Genomic DNA, 18,431 nt, shown 5'->3' on the forward strand with positions numbered 1-18,431 from the left:
GACCGGCACCCGACGGCCGGTAAGTCGGCTAAGTCACCCACCGGCAAAGGCGATACGTCAACACGGGTCGTCAACGCCTCGCACCAGGCCGGACCTTGCCCGACAAGGTCCGGCCGGATGTGTGTATGGTCACTTCGCGATTCTCGAGCAACTCGCCTCGAACGTAACCCTTCAACCGATTCGCACACCGGTGAAACCTGCCGTGCGACGGCCGTACGCCCTTGACAGCGGGATGTTTCATTGCCGACACATCGGGCCGGGTCCGGCGGATTGTGTTGCTGCGGATGCCCGACACGCCATAGAGTCGCCAACCGTCGGCATGGTGCCACGCTGACCTGTCTAGAAGTTTCCTGGTCACCAAGGAGGTAAGACGACTTGTGAATGAGTCGACATTTACTCCCGGGGGTGGTCAACCAGGAATGCCTGCACGGGACCAGGGTCCCGCGGGGTTCGAGGCTGTCGGCTCCGTCGCTGTGCGCACCTTCGCAGCCCACCAGAGTCAGCAGGCGACTCACACAGCACACCAGAAGATGGATGGCCATCACGTGAACGCCATGGCCGGCGACGGAAGTGGCGCGCCCCACAACCACTTCGCCGACTACGACGAACTGCCCGAGGGGCACTTCTACGACCCCGACGCGGAGTACGAGCCCGACCCCGAGTACGCGGCCACTCTCGCGCCCGACGCGGCCAGACAGCGCCGCGAGCGCGTCGGCCCGACGGGGCGCCCGCTGCCGTACTTCCCGATCCCGGGCCCGCTGACCGACCACGGACCCGCGAAGATCATCGCGATGTGCAACCAGAAGGGCGGCGTCGGCAAGACCACGTCGACCATCAACCTGGGTGCCGCGCTCGCGGAGTACGGACGCCGTGTCCTGCTCGTGGACTTCGACCCGCAGGGCGCGCTGTCGGTCGGACTCGGCGTCAACCCCATGGAACTCGACCTCACCGTCTACAACCTGCTCATGGAGCGGGGGATGGCGGCCGACGAGGTGCTGCTGAAGACGGCGGTCCCCAACATGGACCTGCTCCCCAGCAACATCGACCTGTCGGCGGCCGAGGTCCAGCTGGTCTCCGAGGTCGCCCGCGAGTCGACGCTGCAGCGCGCGCTGAAGCCGCTGCTGGACGACTACGACTTCATCGTCATCGACTGCCAGCCCTCGCTCGGCCTGCTCACGGTGAACGCCCTGACGGCCGCGCACAAGGTGATCGTGCCGCTGGAGTGCGAGTTCTTCGCGCTGCGCGGTGTGGCCCTGCTGACGGAGACCATCGAGAAGGTCCAGGAACGGCTCAACCCCGACCTGGAGCTCGACGGGATCCTCGCCACCATGTACGACTCGCGCACGGTGCACAGCCGTGAGGTGCTCGCGCGCGTCGTCGAGGCGTTCGACGACCACGTCTACCACACGGTCATCGGGCGCACGGTCCGGTTCCCGGAGACCACGGTCGCCGGTGAGCCGATCACCACGTACGCGTCCAACTCCGTCGGTGCCGCCGCCTACCGCCAGCTCGCCAGGGAGGTGCTCGCCCGGTGTCACGCCGAGTGAGTCTGCCGGGGGCCGACGAACTCTTCCGTACGACAGGGGGGATGGCGCTGCAGTCGTCCACGCCCAGGCGTCCGGCCAACGGCGACGCCAGGGTGCCCGCTCCGGCGGGGGAGAGCGACGCCGTGGCGGCCGGCGCGGAGGACGCGCCGCAGTCGGTGCCCGCGCAGGGCGGTGACGGCGAGGGCGCGGAGCATGTCGCGGCGGACTCGGAGTCGGCCGAGGCCGGGGAGTCCCGCAGCCGCTCCGGTGCCGCCCGCCGGCAGGCGGCGCAGGAAGGTTCTGCCACGGGGAGTGCGGGTGGTGCGGCAGGTGCGGGCGCGGCGGCACCACGCAAGCGCGGGCGGGCCGCCTCACGCCGTCCCAGCGGCCGTGAGCGGCACGACGAGAAGATCACGGTGTACGTGTCGGCCGAGGAGCTCATGGACCTGGAGCACGCCCGTCTCGTCCTCCGCGGCGAGCACGGCCTGGCCGTCGACCGCGGGCGCATCGTCCGCGAGGCGGTCGCGGTGGTCCTCGCCGACCTGGAGACCCGCGGAGACGCCAGCATCCTCGTACGACGGCTGCGCGGGCGGTAGCGGTAGCCTGCGGGGGCCATGACCTCGAACGCCTCCCCACCACCCCCCGGCGGCCCGGCCGGCCGTCGGCGTGCGCTGGGGAGAGGCCCGGGGGCTCCGGAGGTGGCTCCGCCGGTCGAACCGGCGGCGACGGTGGATCCCGCTGTGCCGCCCACGGACGCGGTGGGGCCGGTTGTGCCGCCCACGGGCCCCGTGCAGCCCGCTGTGCCGCCTACGAGAGAGTCGGAGCCGGTTGTGGCGCCCGTGGGGACGGAACCCGCGGTTGCGGACGTCCGGCCGGCGGAGCCGGTCGAGGCCCTGGCCCTCGCGGGCACAGGGGCGGGCGTAGCGCTCACGGAGGTGGAGCCCGGGGTCCCGGCGGCTGACGACGGCGTCTTCAAGGTCCGGCTCGCCAACTTCGAAGGTCCCTTCGATCTGCTGCTTCAGCTGATCTCCCGGCACAAGCTGGACGTCACCGAGGTCGCGCTGTCGAAGGTGACCGATGAGTTCATGGCGTACATCCGTGCCCTGGGGCCGGACTGGGACCTGGACGAGACGACCGAGTTCCTGGTCGTCGCCGCCACCCTGCTCGACCTGAAGGCCGCGCGGCTGCTGCCCGCCGCCGAGGTGGAGGACGAGGGCGATCTCGCGCTGCTCGAAGCGCGGGACCTGTTGTTCGCCCGGCTGCTGCAGTACCGCGCGTACAAGCAGATCGCCGACATCTTCAGCGCACGGCTCGACGACGAGGCCCGGCGCTACCCCCGTACCGTCGGGCTCGAAGCGCACCATGCCGAGCTGCTGCCCGACGTCGTCATCAGCATCGGGGCCGAGGGCTTCGCCAGGCTCGCCGTGAAGGCGATGCAGCCCAGGCCCAAGCCGCAGGTCTACGTCGACCACATCCACGCCCCGCTGGTCAGTGTGCAGGAGCAGGCGCAGATCGTCGTGGCCCGGCTCAGAGAGCTGGGCGAGGCCGGCTTCCGGGCGCTGGTGGAGGACACCGACGACATCCTGACCGTCGTGGCGCGGTTCCTCGCGCTGCTGGAGCTGTACCGCGAGAAGGCCGTGGAGCTGGAGCAGGAGGCCGCGCTCGGGGAACTGCTCGTGCGGTGGACCGGCGGGGACGGGGACGAGACACCGACCGTCACCGACGAGTTCGACCGGCCGCCCGAGCCGCCGAAGGAGGAGAAGAAGGCGTGAGCGAGCAAACGACCGAGCTGCCGGCCGGGCAGCGGACCGTCGCCGGCCTCGATCTCAAACCCGCCCTGGAGGCCGTCCTCATGGTCGTGGACGAGCCCGCGACCGAGGAGCACCTCGCGAAGATACTGGAGCGGCCGAAGCGCCAGATCGCGGACGCGCTGCGCGAACTGGCCGACGAGTACACCGTCCAGGGCCGCGGTTTCGAGCTGCGGTACGTCGCGGGCGGCTGGCGCTTCTACACCCGGGCCGCCTACGCGCCCGCCGTCGAGCGCTTCGTGCTGGACGGCCAGCAGGCCCGTCTCACCCAGGCCGCCCTGGAGACCCTGGCCGTCGTCGCCTACCGGCAGCCGGTGAGCCGCAGCCGGGTCTCGGCCGTACGCGGAGTGAACTGCGACGGCGTCATGCGCACCCTCCTCCAGCGCGGTCTGACAGAGGAGGCGGGCACGGAACCCGAAACAGGTGCGATCCTGTACAGGACGACGAACTACTTCCTGGAGCGGATGGGCCTGCGCGGTCTGGACGAGCTCCCGGAGCTCGCGCCCTTCCTCCCGGAGGCGGAGGCGATCGAGGCCGAGACCCAGGAGGGCGTACCGTCGTTCGACCCGGACGCGCCTGACGACGACGTGCCGGGCAGCCGCCCGGCCACCCCGGGTACCGACGACGAAGACGACCAGACGGAACTTTGATGCGAAGCAGCGGCAGCGGCAAGAGCGGCGGGCGCGGTAACCACCGCGGCGCCGGCAACAACAGGGACCAGAAGCAGGGGCAGGGCCGCCCCCGCAAGCCCCGCCCCGAGGAGCGCCGCTACGACGTGGGCCCCGGGGCGACCAAGGACGGCCCCAAGGCCGGGCGCGGCGGCGCGGCCCGCGGCGGCGCCAAGGGCGGGCCCAAGCAGCCCCAGAAGCAGGGGCGTACGGACCCGGCGCGCCCCCGCGAGTACGAGGCGCAGATCGAGGAGCGCAACCGCGACCGGTACGCCGGGAAGAAGGACGTCAAGCTCCCCAAGACCTTTCCCGGTGCCGAGCAGGAGGGCGAGCGGCTGCAGAAGGTCCTCGCCCGGGCCGGCTTCGGCTCCCGGCGCGCCTGCGAGGAGCTGATCGAGGAGGCGCGCGTCGAGGTCAACGGCGAGATCGTCATGGAGCAGGGGCGGCGCGTCGACCCGGAGAAGGACGAGATCAAGGTCGACGGTCTGACCGTCGCCACGCAGCGCTACCAGTTCTTCGCGCTGAACAAGCCCGCCGGTGTCGTCTCGACCATGGAGGACCCGGAGGGCCGGCAGTGCCTCGGTGACTACGTCACCAACCGCGAGACCCGGCTCTTCCACGTCGGCCGGCTCGACACCGAGACCGAGGGCGTCATCCTGCTCACCAACCACGGTGAGCTGGCGCATCGGCTGACCCACCCGAAGTACGGCGTGAAGAAGACCTACCTCGCGCACATCGTCGGCCCCATCCCGCGCGACCTGGGCAAGAAGCTCAAGGACGGCATCCAGCTGGAGGACGGCTACGCGCGCGCCGACCACTTCCGGGTCGTCGAGCAGACCGGCAAGAACTACCTCGTCGAGGTCACCCTCCACGAGGGCCGCAAGCACATCGTGCGCCGGATGCTGGCGGAGGCCGGCTTCCCGGTCGACAAGCTGGTGCGGGTCGCCTTCGGGCCGATCACCCTGGGCGACCAGAAGTCGGGCTGGCTGCGGCGGCTGTCCAACACGGAGGTCGGGATGCTGATGCAGGAGGTCGACCTCTGAGGATCGTGGGTCCTGAGGGCTTGTGATCGACCTGCACCCCCTTTTATAGTCGTGATGACTATTAAAGGGGGTGTTCGTCATGGACGGCTACGACAAGTACGCCCACGAGCCCTTCGCCGTCACCGTCGACCTCGCCGTGTTCACCCTCCGGGAGGGCGCGCTGCACGTGCTGCTCGTCGAGCGCGGGCAGGAGCCGTACGCCGGGCACCGGGCGCTGCCCGGCGGGTTCGTGCAGCCGGACGAGTCCGCGGAGACGGCCGCCCGGCGTGAACTCGCCGAGGAGACCGGCCTGTCGGACGTATCGGGGTTGCATCTGGAGCAGCTGCGGACGTACAGCGAACCTGACCGCGACCCCCGGATGCGGGTCGTGTCGGTCGCCTTCGCCGCGCTGCTGCCCGACGCGCCCGAGGCGCACGGCGGCAGCGACGCGGCCCGGGCCGACTGGGTGTCCTACGGCACGGCGGGGCCGCTCGCCTTCGACCACGACCGCATCCTGGCCGACGCCCACGAGCGGGTCGGCGCCAAGCTCGAGTACACCCGCCTCGCCACCGCCTTCTGCCCGCCGGAGTTCACCCTCGGTGAGCTCCAGCAGGTCTACGAGACCGTGTGGGGCACCGCGCTCGACCGGCCCAACTTCCGGCGCAAGGTGCTCGCCACGCCCGGCTTCGTCGACCCCGTCCCGGGCGCCGCACGGCTGACCGGCGGCCGGGGCAAACCCGCCGCGCTGTACCGCGCCGGAAACGCCACCACCCTCCACCCGCCGCTCCTCCGGCCGACCCGGGAAGGACGCCCCGCATGACCATGCTCGTCCACAAGCAGGCCGCCACCGGTGCGCTCACCGGGCTCGCCCTCGGGGACGCGCTCGGTTTCCCGGCCGAGTTCAGTGACGTCCCCTCGATCCTCGCCGAGTTCGGTCCGTGGCGGGAGATGGAGCTGCCGCGGCGTGCCCGCGTCTCGGACGACACACAGATGACGCTGGCACTGGGGCGTGCGGTGCGGACGGCGATGGACCGGGGGCTGCTCACCCCGTTGCGGCTGGCCCGGCCCCTGCGTGAGGAGTTCGTGGACTGGTACCAGTCGCCGGAGAACAACCGGGCCCCCGGCCGCACCTGCCTCCAGGCCTGCTCACTGCTGAAGGACGAGGCACGTCCCTGGCAGGACGCCAGCCGGATCGACTCCAAGGGCTGCGGCGCCAACATGCGCGTCGCCCCCCTGGGCCTGGTGCCCGGCCTGAGTGACGAACAGCGCGCGGGTGCCGCCCAGTTGCAGTCGGCGCTGACGCACGGGCATCCGACGGCTCTGGCGGCCTCCGACCTCACCGCGCACGCCGTACGCCTCCTCGCGCAGGGCGCCGAGCCGACCGGGCTGGTCGGGCTGCTCCGCTCGTACGCCCTGGAGAACCGCAGCCACTACCACGAGCGCTGGCTCGGCGACCTGTGGCGCCGGGCCCAGGACCCGAGCCCCGGGCAGTTCATCGCGCGGGGCTGGGACGAGTGCCTGGAGGTCCTCGACCGCCTCCAGCACGCCGTGCGCACGGTCTCGCCGGAGACCGACCCGTGCCTGGCCACCGGCGAGGGCTGGATCGCCGAGGAGGCCCTGGCGACCGGCCTGCTGTGCTTCCTGCTCTTCGTCGACGAGCCGGTGACGGCCCTGCGCCGTGCCGCCTGCACCGCCGGCGACTCGGACTCGATCGCCTGCCTGACCGGTGCCTTCGCCGGCGCGTACCTGGGCGCGGAGGCCTGGCCGAACGAGTGGGCGGACCGGGTGGAGTACCGGGGGGACCTGCTCACGCTCGGGGCGCTCTGGGACGCGTGACGCCGCCCGGCCGGTCGCGGGCCCTCACGCCAGGCGGACCGAGTCTCCCTCCACCGTGATCTGCTCGGACGGCAGCGGGCGGGTCGCGGGTCCGTGGGCCACCGCCCCGTCGGCGATGCGGAACTTGCTGCCGTGGCACGGGCAGTTGATCGTGCCGCCGGAGACGGACGCCACCGTGCAGCGCTGGTGGGTGCAGATCGCGGAGAAGGCCTTGAACTGGCCCTGCTCCGGCTGGGTCACCACGACCCGCTCGTCCTTGAAGATCTTGCCGCCCCCGACCGGGATCTCGTCGGTGGAGCCCAGCTGCCGGCCGGCGGGGGCGCTCGTCGACGCGGAGCCGTTGTCGTCGCCGCCTCCGCCGCAGGCCGCGACGAACGCCACCGCGCCCGTCACCCCCGTCGCGAGGAGAACCGTGCGGCGCGTGGTCTCGTGGGTCATGTCGTCACTCCGGAAGTGCCGAAAAGGTGAGGAATCAGGCTTTGCTGAATGATGACTCGAAAATACCCAAGAAACCCCAATGTGGGCGTCTCGCCGGGCGGGCGCCGCGCACCCCGTCCGCGCGGGCTGACTAGGCTGGTCGGCGTAGAGCGACACGTACGTCAGCAAGGAGCATCGCCGTGGCGGTACGAGCGGTCCGGGGCGCCGTCCAACTCGAACGGGACGAGGCCGGGCACATGGACGAGCAGGTCGGAGCCCTGCTCACGGCCATCCTGGAGCGCAACCACCTGACACCCGACGACCTGATCAGTATCTGGTTCACGGCCACGCCCGACCTGCACAGCGACTTCCCGGCAGCCGCCGCCCGCAAGCTGGGCACCGGCTTCGCGGACGTGCCGCTGATCTGCGCCCAGGAACTGGACATCGAAGGCGCCATGCCGCGCGTCGTCCGGGTCCTCGCGCACATCGAGTCCGACCGGCCCCGCGCCGACATCGCCCACGTCTACCTCGGCGCCGCGGCCGCCCTGCGCAAGGACATCGCCCAGTGAGGACCGCACTCGTCATCGGGACCGGCCTCATCGGCACGTCCGCCGCCCTCGCCCTGTCCCAGCGGGGCGTCACCGTGCACCTGGCCGACCCGGACCCGGAGCAGGCCCGGACGGCGGGCGCGCTCGGCGCCGGCACGGACGAGGCGCCGGACGGGCCCGTGGACCTCGTGATCGTCGCCGCCCCGCCCGCGCACGTGGCCGACGTCCTCGCCGACGCCATGCGGCGCGGTGCGGGACGCGGCTACCTCGACGTCGCCAGCGTCAAGGGCGGGCCGCGCCGCGAGCTGGAGGCACGCGGCCTCGACCTGTCGGCGTACATCGGCTCGCACCCCATGTCGGGCCGGGAGAAGTCCGGCCCGCTGGCCGCGACCGCGGACCTCTTCGAAGGCCGCCCCTGGGTGCTGACGCCGACCCGGGACACCGACACCGAGGTGCTGAACCTCGCCCTGGAGCTGGTCTCGCACTGCCGGGCCGTGCCGGTCGTGATGGACGCCGACGCCCACGACCGGGCCGTCGCCCTCGTCTCCCACATGCCGCACCTGGTCTCCAGCCTGGTCGCCGCCCGCCTGGAGCACGCCGAGGAGGCCGCCGTACGGCTGTGCGGGCAGGGCATCCGGGACGTGACGCGGATCGCCGCGTCCGACCCCGCGATGTGGATCGACATCCTCTCCGCGAACCCCGCCCCGGTCGCCGACCTGCTCACGGACGTCGCCGCGGACCTGGAGGAGACGGTGCGGGCCCTGCGCGCCCTGCAGTCGTCCGACGACCACAAGCGCCGTGCGGGCGCCGGCGGGATCGAGGACGTGCTGCGGCGCGGCAACGCCGGACAGATCCGCGTCCCCGGCAAGCACGGGTCCGCTCCGCGGGTCTACGAGGTCGTGGCCGTGCTCATCGACGACCAGCCGGGGCAGCTGGCCCGGATCTTCGCGGACGCCGGGATGGCCGGGGTCAACATCGAGGACGTGCGGATCGAGCACGCCACGGGGCAGCAGGCCGGTCTGGTGCAGTTGATGGTGGAGCCGAAGGCCGCGCCGGTGCTGTCCGCCGCGCTGCGGGAGCGGGGCTGGGCGATCCGCCAGTAGCCCGTGTGGTGCTGCCGGTGCCCGTGCCGGGGGCTGCCGCCCCCGGGCCCCGCTTCGGACTGAACGGTCCCGTCCGCCGGCGCCGGACGGGCCGGATGAGACCGGGCGGTGTCGTCAGCCGCGCGCCGGGCGGGGGCGTCGGACGGGCCGGGGGCGGCCGAGCGCCGTGCGAACCGACGCGCGGCCGGACGAGTGACCCGCGGCCGGTAACCTTGTGCGGGGCAGTCGCGCCCTCACCCCCGCCAGCCCGGTTCAGGAAGGTCCCCACAGTGGAAAGCGCCAGGCCAGTGATTGTCGCCATCGACGGCCCGTCCGGCACGGGCAAGTCGAGCACCTCGAAGGCCGTGGCGGCGCAGCTCGGGCTGAGCTACCTGGACACCGGCGCCCAGTACCGGGCGATCACCTGGTGGATGGTCAGCAACGGCATCGACATCGACGACCCGTCCGCCGTCGCCGCCGCCGCGGGCAAGCCCGAGATCGTCTCCGGCACCGACCCGCAGGGGCCGGCCATCACGGTCGACGGCCTCGACGTGGCCGGCCCGATCCGTACCCAGGAGGTCACCTCCAAGGTCAGTGCGGTCAGCGCTGTGCCCGAGGTGCGGGCCCGGATCACCGAACTGCAGCGCTCGATCGCGGCCGCCGCGAAGAACGGCATCGTGGTCGAGGGCCGGGACATCGGCACGACCGTGCTGCCGGACGCCGACCTGAAGATCTTCCTCACCGCCTCCCCGGAGGCGCGTGCCGCCCGCCGCAGCGGTGAGCTGAAGGGCGCCGACGTGCACTCCACCCGCGAGGCCCTGATCAAACGGGACGCCGCCGACTCCAGCCGCAAGACCTCGCCGCTCGCCAAGGCGGACGACGCCGTCGAGGTGGACACCACCGAGCTCTCGCTGGCCCAGGTCATCGAGTGCGTCGTCACCCTCGTCGAGGAGAAGCGGGCCGGGAAGTGACCGAACTGCCTTCGGCACGGAGCGCCGACGTCGGGCGGCGCATCGGCGTCGGCCTGATGTACGGGCTGTGGAAGCCTCGCGTGCTCGGCGCCTGGCGGGTGCCGACGCACGGCCCGGTGATTTTCGCGGTCAACCACTCCCACAACATCGACGGCCCGATGGTCATGGGCGTGGCGCCCCGGCCGACGCACTTCCTGATCAAGAAGGAGGCGTTCATCGGCCCGCTCGACCCCTTCCTGACCGGCATCGGCCAGCTGAAGGTGGACCGCGACACCACCGACCGCACGGCGATCACCCGCGCGCTCGGTGTGCTGGCAGGCGGCGGCGTGCTCGGCATCTTCCCGGAGGGCACCCGGGGCGAGGGCGACTTCGCCTCGCTGCGCGCCGGGCTCGCGTACTTCGCGGTGCGCAGCGGCGCCCCGATCGTGCCGGTCGCCGTGCTGGGAAGTTCCGACCGGCCCGGACGGTTGATAAAGACGCTGCCTCCGCTGCGCTCGCGCGTCGACGTCGTCTTCGGCGAGCCCTTCGAGGCGGGCGACGGCAGCGGCCGCCGTACGCGCAAGGCGCTGGACGAGGCGACCGGGCGCATCCAGAAGCAGCTGGCCGCCCACCTGGAAAACGCCAGGCGCCTCACCAAGCGCTAGGCGACACTGAGTAGTGGATCAGCCCGCATCCGAGCGGGTACTCCACCGACCACCACGATGAACGACGAGGTACGGACTTCATGAACGACCACATCCAGCCCGACGGCTCGGACGCGTACGAGGGCGCGCACGAGCACGACCACGGGGCGCTCGGCGACGCCGAGTACGCGGAGTTCATGGAGCTCGCCGCGGAGGAGGGTTTCGACGTCGAGGACGTCGAGGGCGCCATCGAGGCGGCGGGCCACGGCCCGCTGCCCGTGCTCGCCGTCGTCGGCCGCCCCAATGTCGGCAAGTCGACCCTGGTGAACCGCATCATCGGGCGCCGCGAGGCCGTCGTCGAGGACAAGCCGGGCGTCACCCGCGACCGTGTGACCTACGAGGCCGAGTGGGCGGGCCGCCGCTTCAAGGTCGTCGACACCGGCGGCTGGGAGCAGGACGTCCTCGGTATCGACGCCTCCGTGGCCGCCCAGGCCGAGTACGCCATCGAGGCCGCCGACGCCGTCGTCTTCGTCGTCGACGCCAAGGTCGGCGCGACCGACACCGACGAGGCCGTGGTGCGGCTGCTGCGCAAGGCGGGCAAGCCCGTGGTGCTGTGCGCCAACAAGGTCGACGGCCCGAGCGGCGAGGCCGATGCGGCGTACCTGTGGTCGCTGGGCCTGGGGGAGCCGTACCCGGTCTCCGCGTTGCACGGCCGGGGCACCGGCGACATGCTCGACCAGGTCCTGGAGGTGCTGCCGGAGGCGCCGCGCGAGACGTTCGGCGGGGGCGGCATCGGCGGCCCGCGCCGCATCGCCCTGATCGGCCGCCCGAACGTCGGCAAGTCCTCGCTGCTGAACAAGGTGGCGGGCGAGGAGCGCGTCGTCGTCAACGAGCTGGCGGGCACCACCCGCGACCCGGTCGACGAGCTGATCGAGCTCGGCGGCGTCACCTGGAAGTTCGTCGACACGGCGGGCATCCGCAAGCGCGTCCACCTCCAGCAGGGCGCCGACTACTACGCCTCGCTGCGCACCGCCGCCGCCGTCGAGAAGGCGGAGGTCGCGGTCATCCTGATCGACGGCTCCGAATCCATCTCGGTGCAGGACCAGCGGATCGTCACCATGGCCGTCGAGGCGGGCCGCGCGATCGTCCTCGCCTACAACAAGTGGGACACCCTCGACGAGGAGCGCCGTTACTACCTGGAGCGCGAGATCGATACCGAGCTGGGCCAGGTGGCGTGGGCGCCGAGGGTGAACGTCTCGGCGCGCACCGGGCGTCACATGGAGAAGCTGGTCCCGGCGATCGAGACGGCGCTGGCGGGCTGGGAGACCCGGGTCCCCACGGGCCGGCTGAACGCCTTCCTCGGCGAACTGGTCGCTGCCCACCCGCACCCGGTGCGGGGTGGCAAGCAGCCGCGCATCCTGTTCGGCACGCAGGCGGGCACCAGGCCGCCGCGGTTCGTGCTGTTCGCCTCCGGCTTCATCGAGGCGGGCTACCGGCGCTTCATCGAGCGCCGCCTGCGCGAGGAGTTCGGTTTTGAGGGGACGCCGATCCACATCTCGGTGCGGGTGCGCGAGAAGCGCGGCAAGAAGAAGTAGCGCAGCAGACAGTGGAGGGGCGGCCCCGACCGGGACCGCCCCTCCACTGTCTGCGTGCTCGCTCAGCCGCCGCCGCGGCGTCCCGGCGGCAGCGCGGCCGGCACGTAGTGCATCCCCGTGCCGGGCGAGCCGATGCTTCCGACACGCTGCCACTGCGGCTGCTGCCCGGCGGCGTGCCGGGCGCTCTGCGCCCCCGCGCTGTACGCACTGTACGAGCTGCTGTGCGAACTGCTGTACGTGCCCGTACTGTGCGGGATGCTCCCGAACGCGGTGAAGCCCAGTTTCTCCTCGCCGCTGCGGTCGCCGGGCAGCGCGCGGAAGGACCTGACGTACTCGGCGTAGAGCGCGTCGTAGATCGGCGTGGCCGATGGGCCGCCCTGGGTGTCCTGAGCCGACCGCGCGGAAGGGATCGACGAGAAGGACTGGCGGCGGGGAACCTCGTATGCGTGCACGTATGTCCAAACGACCCCGCGGGTCAAGGGATGCGGCCCCGGTTACGGCTTTCGCGGGGGTGCTGCCCGCCCGGGTGACACGCGGCTCAGGTACCCGCCAGCGGCAGCGCCGCGCCGACCAGCCGCCCGTTCGCCGCCGCCTTGTCCAGTGCGTCCCGCAGGAGGTCCTCGCGCGGCTGGCGGCCGATCGTGCCGACGGGCGCGGCGAGCATCAGCACCTGCTGGTGCTTGTTGGCGGCCGCGCGCCAGCCCTCGGTGACCTGGAGCGGCTGGTGTGCCTGCCACCAGGCCACCGGCCGGCCGCCGTTGCTCCCCGGCTGGAGCACCGCGTGCAGCTGGCCCACGGCGAGCAGCACCGACCAGCCGTGCAGCACCGGCGGTACGGCGGACAGCTCGGACAGCGGCATGAAGCCCTGCTCGATGAGCAGCGGCAGGAAGTCGTCGCCGGCGCCGGTCGTGCCGGGCCGGGCGATGGGCGCGGTCGGTTCCACCACCAGGGCCGGGTGCAACTCCCCGCCGATCAGGACCAGTCCGCTGGTCACGCCGAGCACCGCCTGCTCGGGCACCACCTTGTCGGGCTCCAGGGCGCCGGTGTCGCCGATGCCCCCCGTGCCGTCGGTGCCGCCGGTGATGGACTTCACGGCGCCCCGCAGCTGCTCCTCGGTGACCTGGACGACCTGCGAGGGCAGGCAGCCCGCGTGGGCGAAGGCGAGGACGGCGGTCTCGTCCCCGATGAACAGGACGGTGCTGGTGCTCTCCTGTGCGGAGTCGCCCGGAGTGCGGCAGGACGTGCAGTCGTAACTGCCCGGGGCGGTCTCTCCGGCGAGCAGGCGGTCGGCTTCTTCGTCGCCGATCTCGGCGCGTACCTCGTCGCTGACGTCGAGCATGCGCGGCACGGGTGGCTCCCTCGGGGATGCGTTGCGTGGCGAGGCCGGGTGGCTCCCGGCCCGTGGTCCGGGTGGGCCCCGGCTCATGAAGGAGACAACGGGTGATCTGTGGCGGGAGTCACGCCCTGGAGCGAACGGAATCGAACCATCCAGCGCACAGGGTCACGCTCGGTCCGGAATCGCGCACTCACGGTCAACTGGCCGCTCTGCGACGGCCGTTGGATGGGTGAGGTGGGTCACAGATCGCCAGGCATGGTGGTCGACAAATCAGGAAATCCGCGAATGAAGTGGGTGTCCGGAAATAGCCGTTACCCGAGGTATTGGCGAACTGGCCTGCCCCGACGGGGAACTGGTTGATGCCGGACCGTCACCCTCCTTAGATTCCTCCGCCGTGTGCATCGAGCACCGCTCGGGTACGTCCGCCGGCCGCCCGGTTCTCCGGAACCGGGCGCAGCACCACACCGGCGGACGGGGCGAGCGCGGCCCACGTGCCCCTTGGCACGGGAGCGGCGTTCCGCCTCGGGGGACCCCGAGTGCGTCGAGAGGGAACTACATGTCCGAATGTGCCTACAGCGCTCGCGACAACGCTCGGAAGAACCAGGTTCGTACGACGGCGGTCCTCACCGGGGCGGCACTGCTCGCGCCTCTCGGACTGCTGGCCGCGACCGGAAACGCCGCGGCGGCCGACAGTGGAGTGTGGGACCGCATCGCCCAGTGCGAGAGCGGCGGCAACTGGCACATCAACACAGGCAACGGCTACTACGGCGGACTCCAGTTCGCCGCCTCCACCTGGCGCGCCTATGGCGGCACGGCCTACGCGGCCACCGCCGACCGGGCGACCAGGTCCCAGCAGATCGCCGTCGCCACCAAGGTCCAGCGCGCCCAGGGATGGGGCGCCTGGCCGACCTGCTCGGCACGCGCCGGGGCGAGCGGCAGCGCACCCGCCGCCGGCCCCGTCACCTCCCCCGAGTCCGCCCCGTCGAAGCCGTCGAAGCCGTCGAAGCCGCTGAAGTCATCGAAGCCCTCGAAGGCGCCGGCGCGTGCCGCGGAACACGCGGACCGCGGCTCGTCCCGCGGCGACTACACCGTCCGCGAGGGCGACACCCTGAGCGGCGTCGCCGCCCGGTACGGGACCACGTGGCAGCGCCTGTACGCCGCCAACAAGGCCGCCATCGGCGGTGATCCCGACGTGATCGTGCCCGGCCTGCGCCTCGACGTCTGAGCCGCTGCTCCCCCTCGCCGGGACACGGGCCCCGTCCGGTCGGACGACCGGGCGGGGTCCCGGCGTGCCGGGTCAGCGGGGGAGCTCGCCCGTCTCGCCGGCGAACACGACCGTCCCCCGGCGCAGTTCGTAGACGATCGCGGGCCGGTCCCGCAGGGCGGGCGGCAGCCGCTGCTCGGCGATCACCACGCACGCGTCGAGCGTGCTCAGCAGCTCGTACGTGCGGGCCGCGACCGAGGGCGACATGCCCTGGGCGGGCTCGTTGGCGAGCACTGCGCGCGTGCCGGCAGGGCCCGGGAGACGGCGAGCATGCGCTGCTCCCCGCCGGAGAGAGTGCCGGCGCGCCGGTCCAGCAGGGGACGCAGCTGCGGGTAGGCGTCGAGGGCCGAGCCGTGGCCGTGGCCGTGGCCGGCGAGGTCGAGGTTCTCGCGCACGGTGAGCGAGCCGAACACGGCCTGCCGCTCCGGAACCAGGCACAGCCCGCGCCGGGCACGGACGTACGCCGGCACGCGGGTCACGTCCGCGCCGTCCCACACCACCGCGCCGCAACGCCCTCTGGGCCACCGGCTCCAGCCGCAACTTCGACGACACCGGCCACCCGGCCGTACGGGAGTTCCGCGAGGCGACGAAGGAGCTGAAGACGCACTCCCAGTGGCAGCTGGAGGGCTGGGCCGCCGCCCGCTGGTTCACGGACGCCGCGCGGTCCTGCGCGGGGACGGGCATCACGCGCGCGTGCGTCGACGCCGCCGTGCACCGCAGCGAGTGCTACACAGCCGGCGGCCTGCTGCTCCCCGTCGAGTTCACGCGGTCGGCCGAACCGCCGAAGACCAGGGGGACCTGCCTGTCGGTGGCCCGCTGGCAGGACGGGAAGGGCTGGGTCGGCCAGGGGGACATGAACCGCACCTGCTTCGACGTACCGCAACTGGCCTACGAGCCTTGAGGACAGTGGCTGTCCGCAAGGCCTGGCAGACTCGCCCCATGTTGGAGACCTCGGCCCGCCTGCTGCGTCTGCTGTCCCTGCTCCAGGCCCACCGCGAGTGGTCCGGCGCCGACCTGGCCGGCCGGCTCGGAGTGAGCGCCCGCACCCTGCGCCGGGACGTGGACCGGCTGCGCGAGCTGGGCTACCCGGTCAACGCCAGCCCCGGCACGGGCGGCGGCTACCAGCTGGGCGCCGGGGCCGAACTGCCGCCGCTGCTCCTGGACGACGACGAGGCCGTCGCCGTCGCCGTCGGACTGCGCACGGCCGCCGGGCAGGGCATCGACGGCATCGGCGAGACCTCGGTACGGGCCCTCGCCAAGCTGGAGCAGGTGCTGCCCGACCGGCTGCGCCGCCGGGTGGGCGCCCTCAACGCCTACACCGTGCCGATGCTGCGCGGCCCGGTGCCCTCCGCCGTCGACCCGGTCGTGCTCACCGAACTCGCTCACCTGTGCCGGGACGCCGAACGGCTGCGCTTCGAGTACCAGGGCCACGACGGCACCACCTCCCGCCGCAGCGTCGAACCGTACCGGCTGGTCTGCACCGAGCGCCGCTGGTACCTGGTCGCCTGGGACCTCGACCGTGAGGACTGGCGCACGTTCCGCGCGGACCGCATCACGCCCAGGCCGCCGCACGGCCCGCGCTTCGTGCCGCGCGAGCCGCCCGCCGAGGACCTGGCCGCCTACGTCTCCCGGGGCGTGTCCACGCGCGCGTACGCCACCCATGCCGTCGTGCGGCTCCTGGTGCCCCTGGAGGAGGCGGCCGCACGCATCTCGCCCTCCGCCGGGGTGCTGGAGGCCGAGAGCCCGGACACCTGCCTGCTGCGCTGCGGCGCCGGCAGCCTCGACGTGATGGTCATCCACGTGGTGATGCTGGGCTTCGAGTTCGAGGTGCTGGAGCCCGAGGGGCTGATCGAGGCGATCAGGAGGACTCGCGACCGGCTTGATGCGGCCTTGGCTCGGGCTGCGCAGTCACCTCCGCGTACTGCGGGTGGTGCAGGTCGAACGCCGGCGACTCCGAGCGGATCCGGGGCAGCGTCGTGAAGTTGTGCCGGGGCGGCGGGCAGGAGGTCGCCCACTCCAGGGAACGGCCGTAGCCCCACGGGTCGTCGACCTCGACCCTCTCGCCGTACCTGGCGGTCTTCCACACGTTGTAGAGGAACGGCAGCGTCGACAGGCCGAGCAGGAACGCGCCGATCGTCGACACGGTGTTGAGCGCTGTGAACCCGTCCGCCGCGAGGTAGTCGGCGTACCGGCGGGGCATGCCCTCGGCGCCCAGCCAGTGCTGCACCAGGAACGTGGTGTGGAAGCCGGTGAAGAGCGTCCAGAACTGGATCTTGCCGAGCCGCTCGTCGAGCATCTTCCCGGTGAACTTCGGCCACCAGAAGAAGAAGCCGGCGAAGATCGCGAAGACGACCGTGCCGAAGACGACGTAGTGGAAGTGCGCGACCACGAAGTACGAGTCCGTCACGTGGAAGTCCAGCGGCGGCGACGCCAGGATCACCCCGGTCAGCCCGCCGAACAGGAACGTCACCAGGAAGCCCGTCGCCCACAGCATCGGCGTCTCGAAGGAGAGCGAGCCCTTGAGCATGGTGCCGGTCCAGTTGAAGAACTTCACGCCGGTCGGCACCGCGATCAGGAAGCTCATGAAGGAGAAGAACGGCAGCAGTACCGCGCCCGTCGCGAACATGTGGTGCGCCCACACCACCATCGACAGGCCGGTGATCGCCATCGTCGCGCCGACCAGCGTCAGGTAGCCGAACAGCGGCTTGCGGCTGAAGACCGGGATGATCTCCGTGATGATGCCGAAGAACGGCAGCGCGATGATGTACACCTCGGGATGGCCGAAGAACCAGAACAGGTGCTGCCACAGGATCGCCCCGCCGTTGGCCGCGTCGAAGACCTGGGAGCCGAACCGCCGGTCCGCCTCCAGCACCAGCAGTGCCGCCGCGAGCACCGGGAACGCCATCAGGATCAGGATCGACGTGAACAGCGTGTTCCAGGTGAAAAGCGGCATCCGGAACATCGTCATGCCGGGGGCGCGCATCCCGATGATGGTGGTGATGAAGTTGACCGCGCCGAGGATCGTGCCGAAGCCGGACAGCGCGAGGCCCATGATCCACAGATCGGCCCCGACGCCCGGTGTGCGCTCCGCGCTGTTGAGCGGCGCGTAGGCGAACCAGCCGAAGTCGGCCGGTCCGGTGGGTACCAGCAGTGAGCCGAGCACGATCAGCCCGCCGAACAGGAACAGCCAGTACGAGAGCATGTTCAGTCGCGGGAAGGCGACGTCGGGCGCGCCGATCTGCAGCGGCATCAGCTCGTTCGCGAAGCCCGCGAAGGTCGGCGTCGCGAACAACAGCAGCATGATCGTGCCGTGCAGCGTGAAGGCCTGGTTGAACTGCTCGTTGTTGATGATCTGGAGTCCGGGGCGGGCCAGCTCGGCGCGCATCAGCAGCGCCATCACTCCGGCGACCAGGAAGAACACGAACGACGTGATCAGGTAGAGGTGGCCGATCTTCTTGTGGTCCGTAGTCGTGAGCCAGTCGGCCACCACCCGCCCGTGCCGCGTCCTCGGCGCGTGCGGCGCCGTCGCCTGTACGGTCTGCGTCCCCATCGCTCGCTCGCCCCTTCGCTCCTCGCGTGCCGGGCCCGCCGCAGCCCGCGCCTCACGTGTCCCCGCGAGCTCACGCGATGGTGCTCGCGTCACCGTGCGCTCCCACAGGGGGAGTACCGGCCCCTCCGGGCCCGCACCCCGCAATTCCGGTGCGGCACCGGTGCCGCACCGGAATTGCGGGGTGC

Annotated in this window: 17 protein-coding genes and 3 pseudogenes; 15 read left to right on the plus strand and 5 right to left on the minus strand. The window is 71.9% G+C overall.

The window, feature by feature from the left end; genetic code table 11:
• The first annotated feature begins 419 nt into the window (after positions 1 to 419).
• The 7 genes from ACZ5TL_RS12940 (at position 420) to ACZ5TL_RS12970 (ending at position 6,860) form a co-directional block, all read left to right on the plus strand.
• Complete coding sequence (locus ACZ5TL_RS12940; protein WP_468589581.1) at positions 420 to 1,547, plus strand: ParA family protein; 1,128 nt, start codon at positions 420 to 422, stop codon at positions 1,545 to 1,547.
• Positions 1,532 to 2,122, plus strand: coding sequence for a hypothetical protein (locus tag ACZ5TL_RS12945; RefSeq protein WP_468589582.1), 591 nt, complete (start codon positions 1,532 to 1,534; stop codon positions 2,120 to 2,122). Before ACZ5TL_RS12940 ends, ACZ5TL_RS12945 begins: the two co-directional genes overlap by 16 nt.
• 18 nt (positions 2,123 to 2,140) lie before the next feature.
• Positions 2,141 to 3,298 (plus strand): segregation and condensation protein A, encoded by a 1,158-nt coding sequence (locus ACZ5TL_RS12950; protein ID WP_468589583.1) that lies wholly within the window; start codon positions 2,141 to 2,143, stop codon positions 3,296 to 3,298.
• A complete protein-coding gene (scpB, locus tag ACZ5TL_RS12955; protein WP_468589584.1) occupies positions 3,295 to 3,984 on the plus strand; it encodes an SMC-Scp complex subunit ScpB in 690 nt (229 codons plus the stop codon). The genes ACZ5TL_RS12950 and scpB overlap by 4 nt, the downstream gene beginning before the upstream one ends.
• On the plus strand, positions 3,984 to 5,045 hold the full coding sequence (locus ACZ5TL_RS12960; RefSeq protein WP_468589586.1) for a pseudouridine synthase: 1,062 nt from the start codon (positions 3,984 to 3,986) through the stop codon (positions 5,043 to 5,045). The genes scpB and ACZ5TL_RS12960 overlap by 1 nt, the downstream gene beginning before the upstream one ends.
• Positions 5,046 to 5,124: 79 nt before the next feature.
• Positions 5,125 to 5,844, plus strand: a complete 720-nt coding sequence (locus ACZ5TL_RS12965; RefSeq protein WP_468589588.1) for an NUDIX hydrolase — start codon at positions 5,125 to 5,127, stop codon at positions 5,842 to 5,844.
• Positions 5,841 to 6,860, plus strand: coding sequence for an ADP-ribosylglycohydrolase family protein (locus ACZ5TL_RS12970; protein WP_468589589.1), 1,020 nt, complete (start codon positions 5,841 to 5,843; stop codon positions 6,858 to 6,860). Before ACZ5TL_RS12965 ends, ACZ5TL_RS12970 begins: the two co-directional genes overlap by 4 nt.
• A 24-nt stretch (positions 6,861 to 6,884) precedes the next feature.
• On the opposite strand, the gene ACZ5TL_RS12975 is transcribed toward ACZ5TL_RS12970, so the two are convergent.
• Positions 6,885 to 7,298 (minus strand): Rieske (2Fe-2S) protein, encoded by a 414-nt coding sequence (locus ACZ5TL_RS12975; protein ID WP_468589591.1) that lies wholly within the window; start codon positions 7,296 to 7,298, stop codon positions 6,885 to 6,887.
• A 179-nt stretch (positions 7,299 to 7,477) separates the two neighbouring features.
• Between ACZ5TL_RS12975 and aroH the strand changes: the two genes are divergently transcribed.
• The 5 genes from aroH to der all read left to right on the plus strand — a co-directional run bounded on the left by aroH (position 7,478) and on the right by der (position 12,096).
• The gene (aroH, locus tag ACZ5TL_RS12980; protein WP_468589592.1) at positions 7,478 to 7,846 is read left to right on the plus strand and encodes a chorismate mutase; all 369 of its coding nucleotides are present in this window, start codon (positions 7,478 to 7,480) and stop codon (positions 7,844 to 7,846) included.
• Complete coding sequence (locus ACZ5TL_RS12985) at positions 7,843 to 8,928, plus strand: prephenate dehydrogenase (RefSeq protein ID WP_468589593.1); 1,086 nt, start codon at positions 7,843 to 7,845, stop codon at positions 8,926 to 8,928. Before aroH ends, ACZ5TL_RS12985 begins: the two co-directional genes overlap by 4 nt.
• Before the next feature lie 287 nt (positions 8,929 to 9,215).
• Positions 9,216 to 9,878 carry a (d)CMP kinase gene (gene cmk, locus ACZ5TL_RS12990; RefSeq protein WP_468589595.1) on the plus strand — a complete coding sequence of 221 codons (663 nt, stop codon included), beginning with the start codon at positions 9,216 to 9,218 and terminating at the stop codon, positions 9,876 to 9,878.
• The gene (locus tag ACZ5TL_RS12995) at positions 9,875 to 10,522 is read left to right on the plus strand and encodes a lysophospholipid acyltransferase family protein (RefSeq protein WP_468589596.1); all 648 of its coding nucleotides are present in this window, start codon (positions 9,875 to 9,877) and stop codon (positions 10,520 to 10,522) included. Before cmk ends, ACZ5TL_RS12995 begins: the two co-directional genes overlap by 4 nt.
• 80 nt (positions 10,523 to 10,602) lie before the next feature.
• Positions 10,603 to 12,096, plus strand: coding sequence for a ribosome biogenesis GTPase Der (gene der / locus ACZ5TL_RS13000; RefSeq protein ID WP_468589597.1), 1,494 nt, complete (start codon positions 10,603 to 10,605; stop codon positions 12,094 to 12,096).
• 62 nt (positions 12,097 to 12,158) lie between these two features.
• Here der and ACZ5TL_RS13005 read toward each other — a convergent pair whose 3' ends face one another.
• Both ACZ5TL_RS13005 and ACZ5TL_RS13010 read right to left on the minus strand, forming a co-directional pair.
• On the minus strand, positions 12,159 to 12,548 hold the full coding sequence (locus ACZ5TL_RS13005; RefSeq protein ID WP_468589598.1) for a hypothetical protein: 390 nt from the start codon (positions 12,546 to 12,548) through the stop codon (positions 12,159 to 12,161).
• 86 nt (positions 12,549 to 12,634) lie between these two features.
• Entirely contained in the window at positions 12,635 to 13,444 is an 810-nt protein-coding gene (locus ACZ5TL_RS13010; protein WP_468589600.1) for a hypothetical protein, read from the minus strand.
• Positions 13,445 to 13,988: 544 nt separating this feature from the next.
• Here ACZ5TL_RS13010 and ACZ5TL_RS13015 point away from each other — a divergent pair.
• Positions 13,989 to 14,657, plus strand: a complete 669-nt coding sequence (locus ACZ5TL_RS13015; RefSeq protein WP_468589601.1) for a LysM peptidoglycan-binding domain-containing protein — start codon at positions 13,989 to 13,991, stop codon at positions 14,655 to 14,657.
• Positions 14,658 to 14,729: 72 nt separating this feature from the next.
• Here ACZ5TL_RS13015 and ACZ5TL_RS13020 read toward each other — a convergent pair.
• Positions 14,730 to 15,202, minus strand: a pseudogene (locus ACZ5TL_RS13020) (ATP-binding cassette domain-containing protein); the annotation flags it as partial.
• On the opposite strand from ACZ5TL_RS13020, the pseudogene ACZ5TL_RS13025 reads away from it, so the two are divergent.
• A pseudogene (locus ACZ5TL_RS13025) lies at positions 15,193 to 15,597 on the plus strand (ABC transporter substrate-binding protein); the annotation flags it as partial. The pseudogenes ACZ5TL_RS13020 and ACZ5TL_RS13025 overlap by 10 nt on opposite strands.
• 38 nt (positions 15,598 to 15,635) lie before the next feature.
• Positions 15,636 to 16,676 carry a helix-turn-helix transcriptional regulator gene (locus tag ACZ5TL_RS13030; RefSeq protein WP_468589602.1) on the plus strand — a complete coding sequence of 347 codons (1,041 nt, stop codon included), beginning with the start codon at positions 15,636 to 15,638 and terminating at the stop codon, positions 16,674 to 16,676.
• On the opposite strand, the pseudogene ctaD reads toward ACZ5TL_RS13030, so the two are convergent.
• Positions 16,675 to 18,246 (minus strand): annotated as a pseudogene (ctaD, locus tag ACZ5TL_RS13035) (aa3-type cytochrome oxidase subunit I); the annotation flags it as partial. The gene ACZ5TL_RS13030 and the pseudogene ctaD overlap by 2 nt on opposite strands.
• Positions 18,247 to 18,431: the final 185 nt, after the last annotated feature.

The sequence above is a fragment of the Streptomyces sp. NPDC033136 genome, assembly GCF_055578235.1.

Bases quoted from the DNA above. Each gene is read 5' to 3' on its own strand.
- ACZ5TL_RS12940 (WP_468589581.1), top strand. From the start codon at position 420: ATGCCTGCACGGGACCAGGGTCCCGCGGGGTTCGAGGCTGTCGGCTCC.
- ACZ5TL_RS12950 (WP_468589583.1), top strand. From the start codon at position 2,141: ATGACCTCGAACGCCTCCCCACCACCCCCCGGCGGCCCGGCCGGCCGT.
- ACZ5TL_RS12960 (WP_468589586.1), top strand. From the start codon at position 3,984: ATGCGAAGCAGCGGCAGCGGCAAGAGCGGCGGGCGCGGTAACCACCGC.
- ACZ5TL_RS12965 (WP_468589588.1), top strand. From the start codon at position 5,125: ATGGACGGCTACGACAAGTACGCCCACGAGCCCTTCGCCGTCACCGTC.
- ACZ5TL_RS12970 (WP_468589589.1), top strand. From the start codon at position 5,841: ATGACCATGCTCGTCCACAAGCAGGCCGCCACCGGTGCGCTCACCGGG.
- ACZ5TL_RS12975 (WP_468589591.1), bottom strand. From the start codon at position 7,298: ATGACCCACGAGACCACGCGCCGCACGGTTCTCCTCGCGACGGGGGTG.
- der (WP_468589597.1), top strand. From the start codon at position 10,603: ATGAACGACCACATCCAGCCCGACGGCTCGGACGCGTACGAGGGCGCG.
- ACZ5TL_RS13015 (WP_468589601.1), top strand. From the start codon at position 13,989: ATGTCCGAATGTGCCTACAGCGCTCGCGACAACGCTCGGAAGAACCAG.
- ACZ5TL_RS13030 (WP_468589602.1), top strand. From the start codon at position 15,636: ATGTTGGAGACCTCGGCCCGCCTGCTGCGTCTGCTGTCCCTGCTCCAG.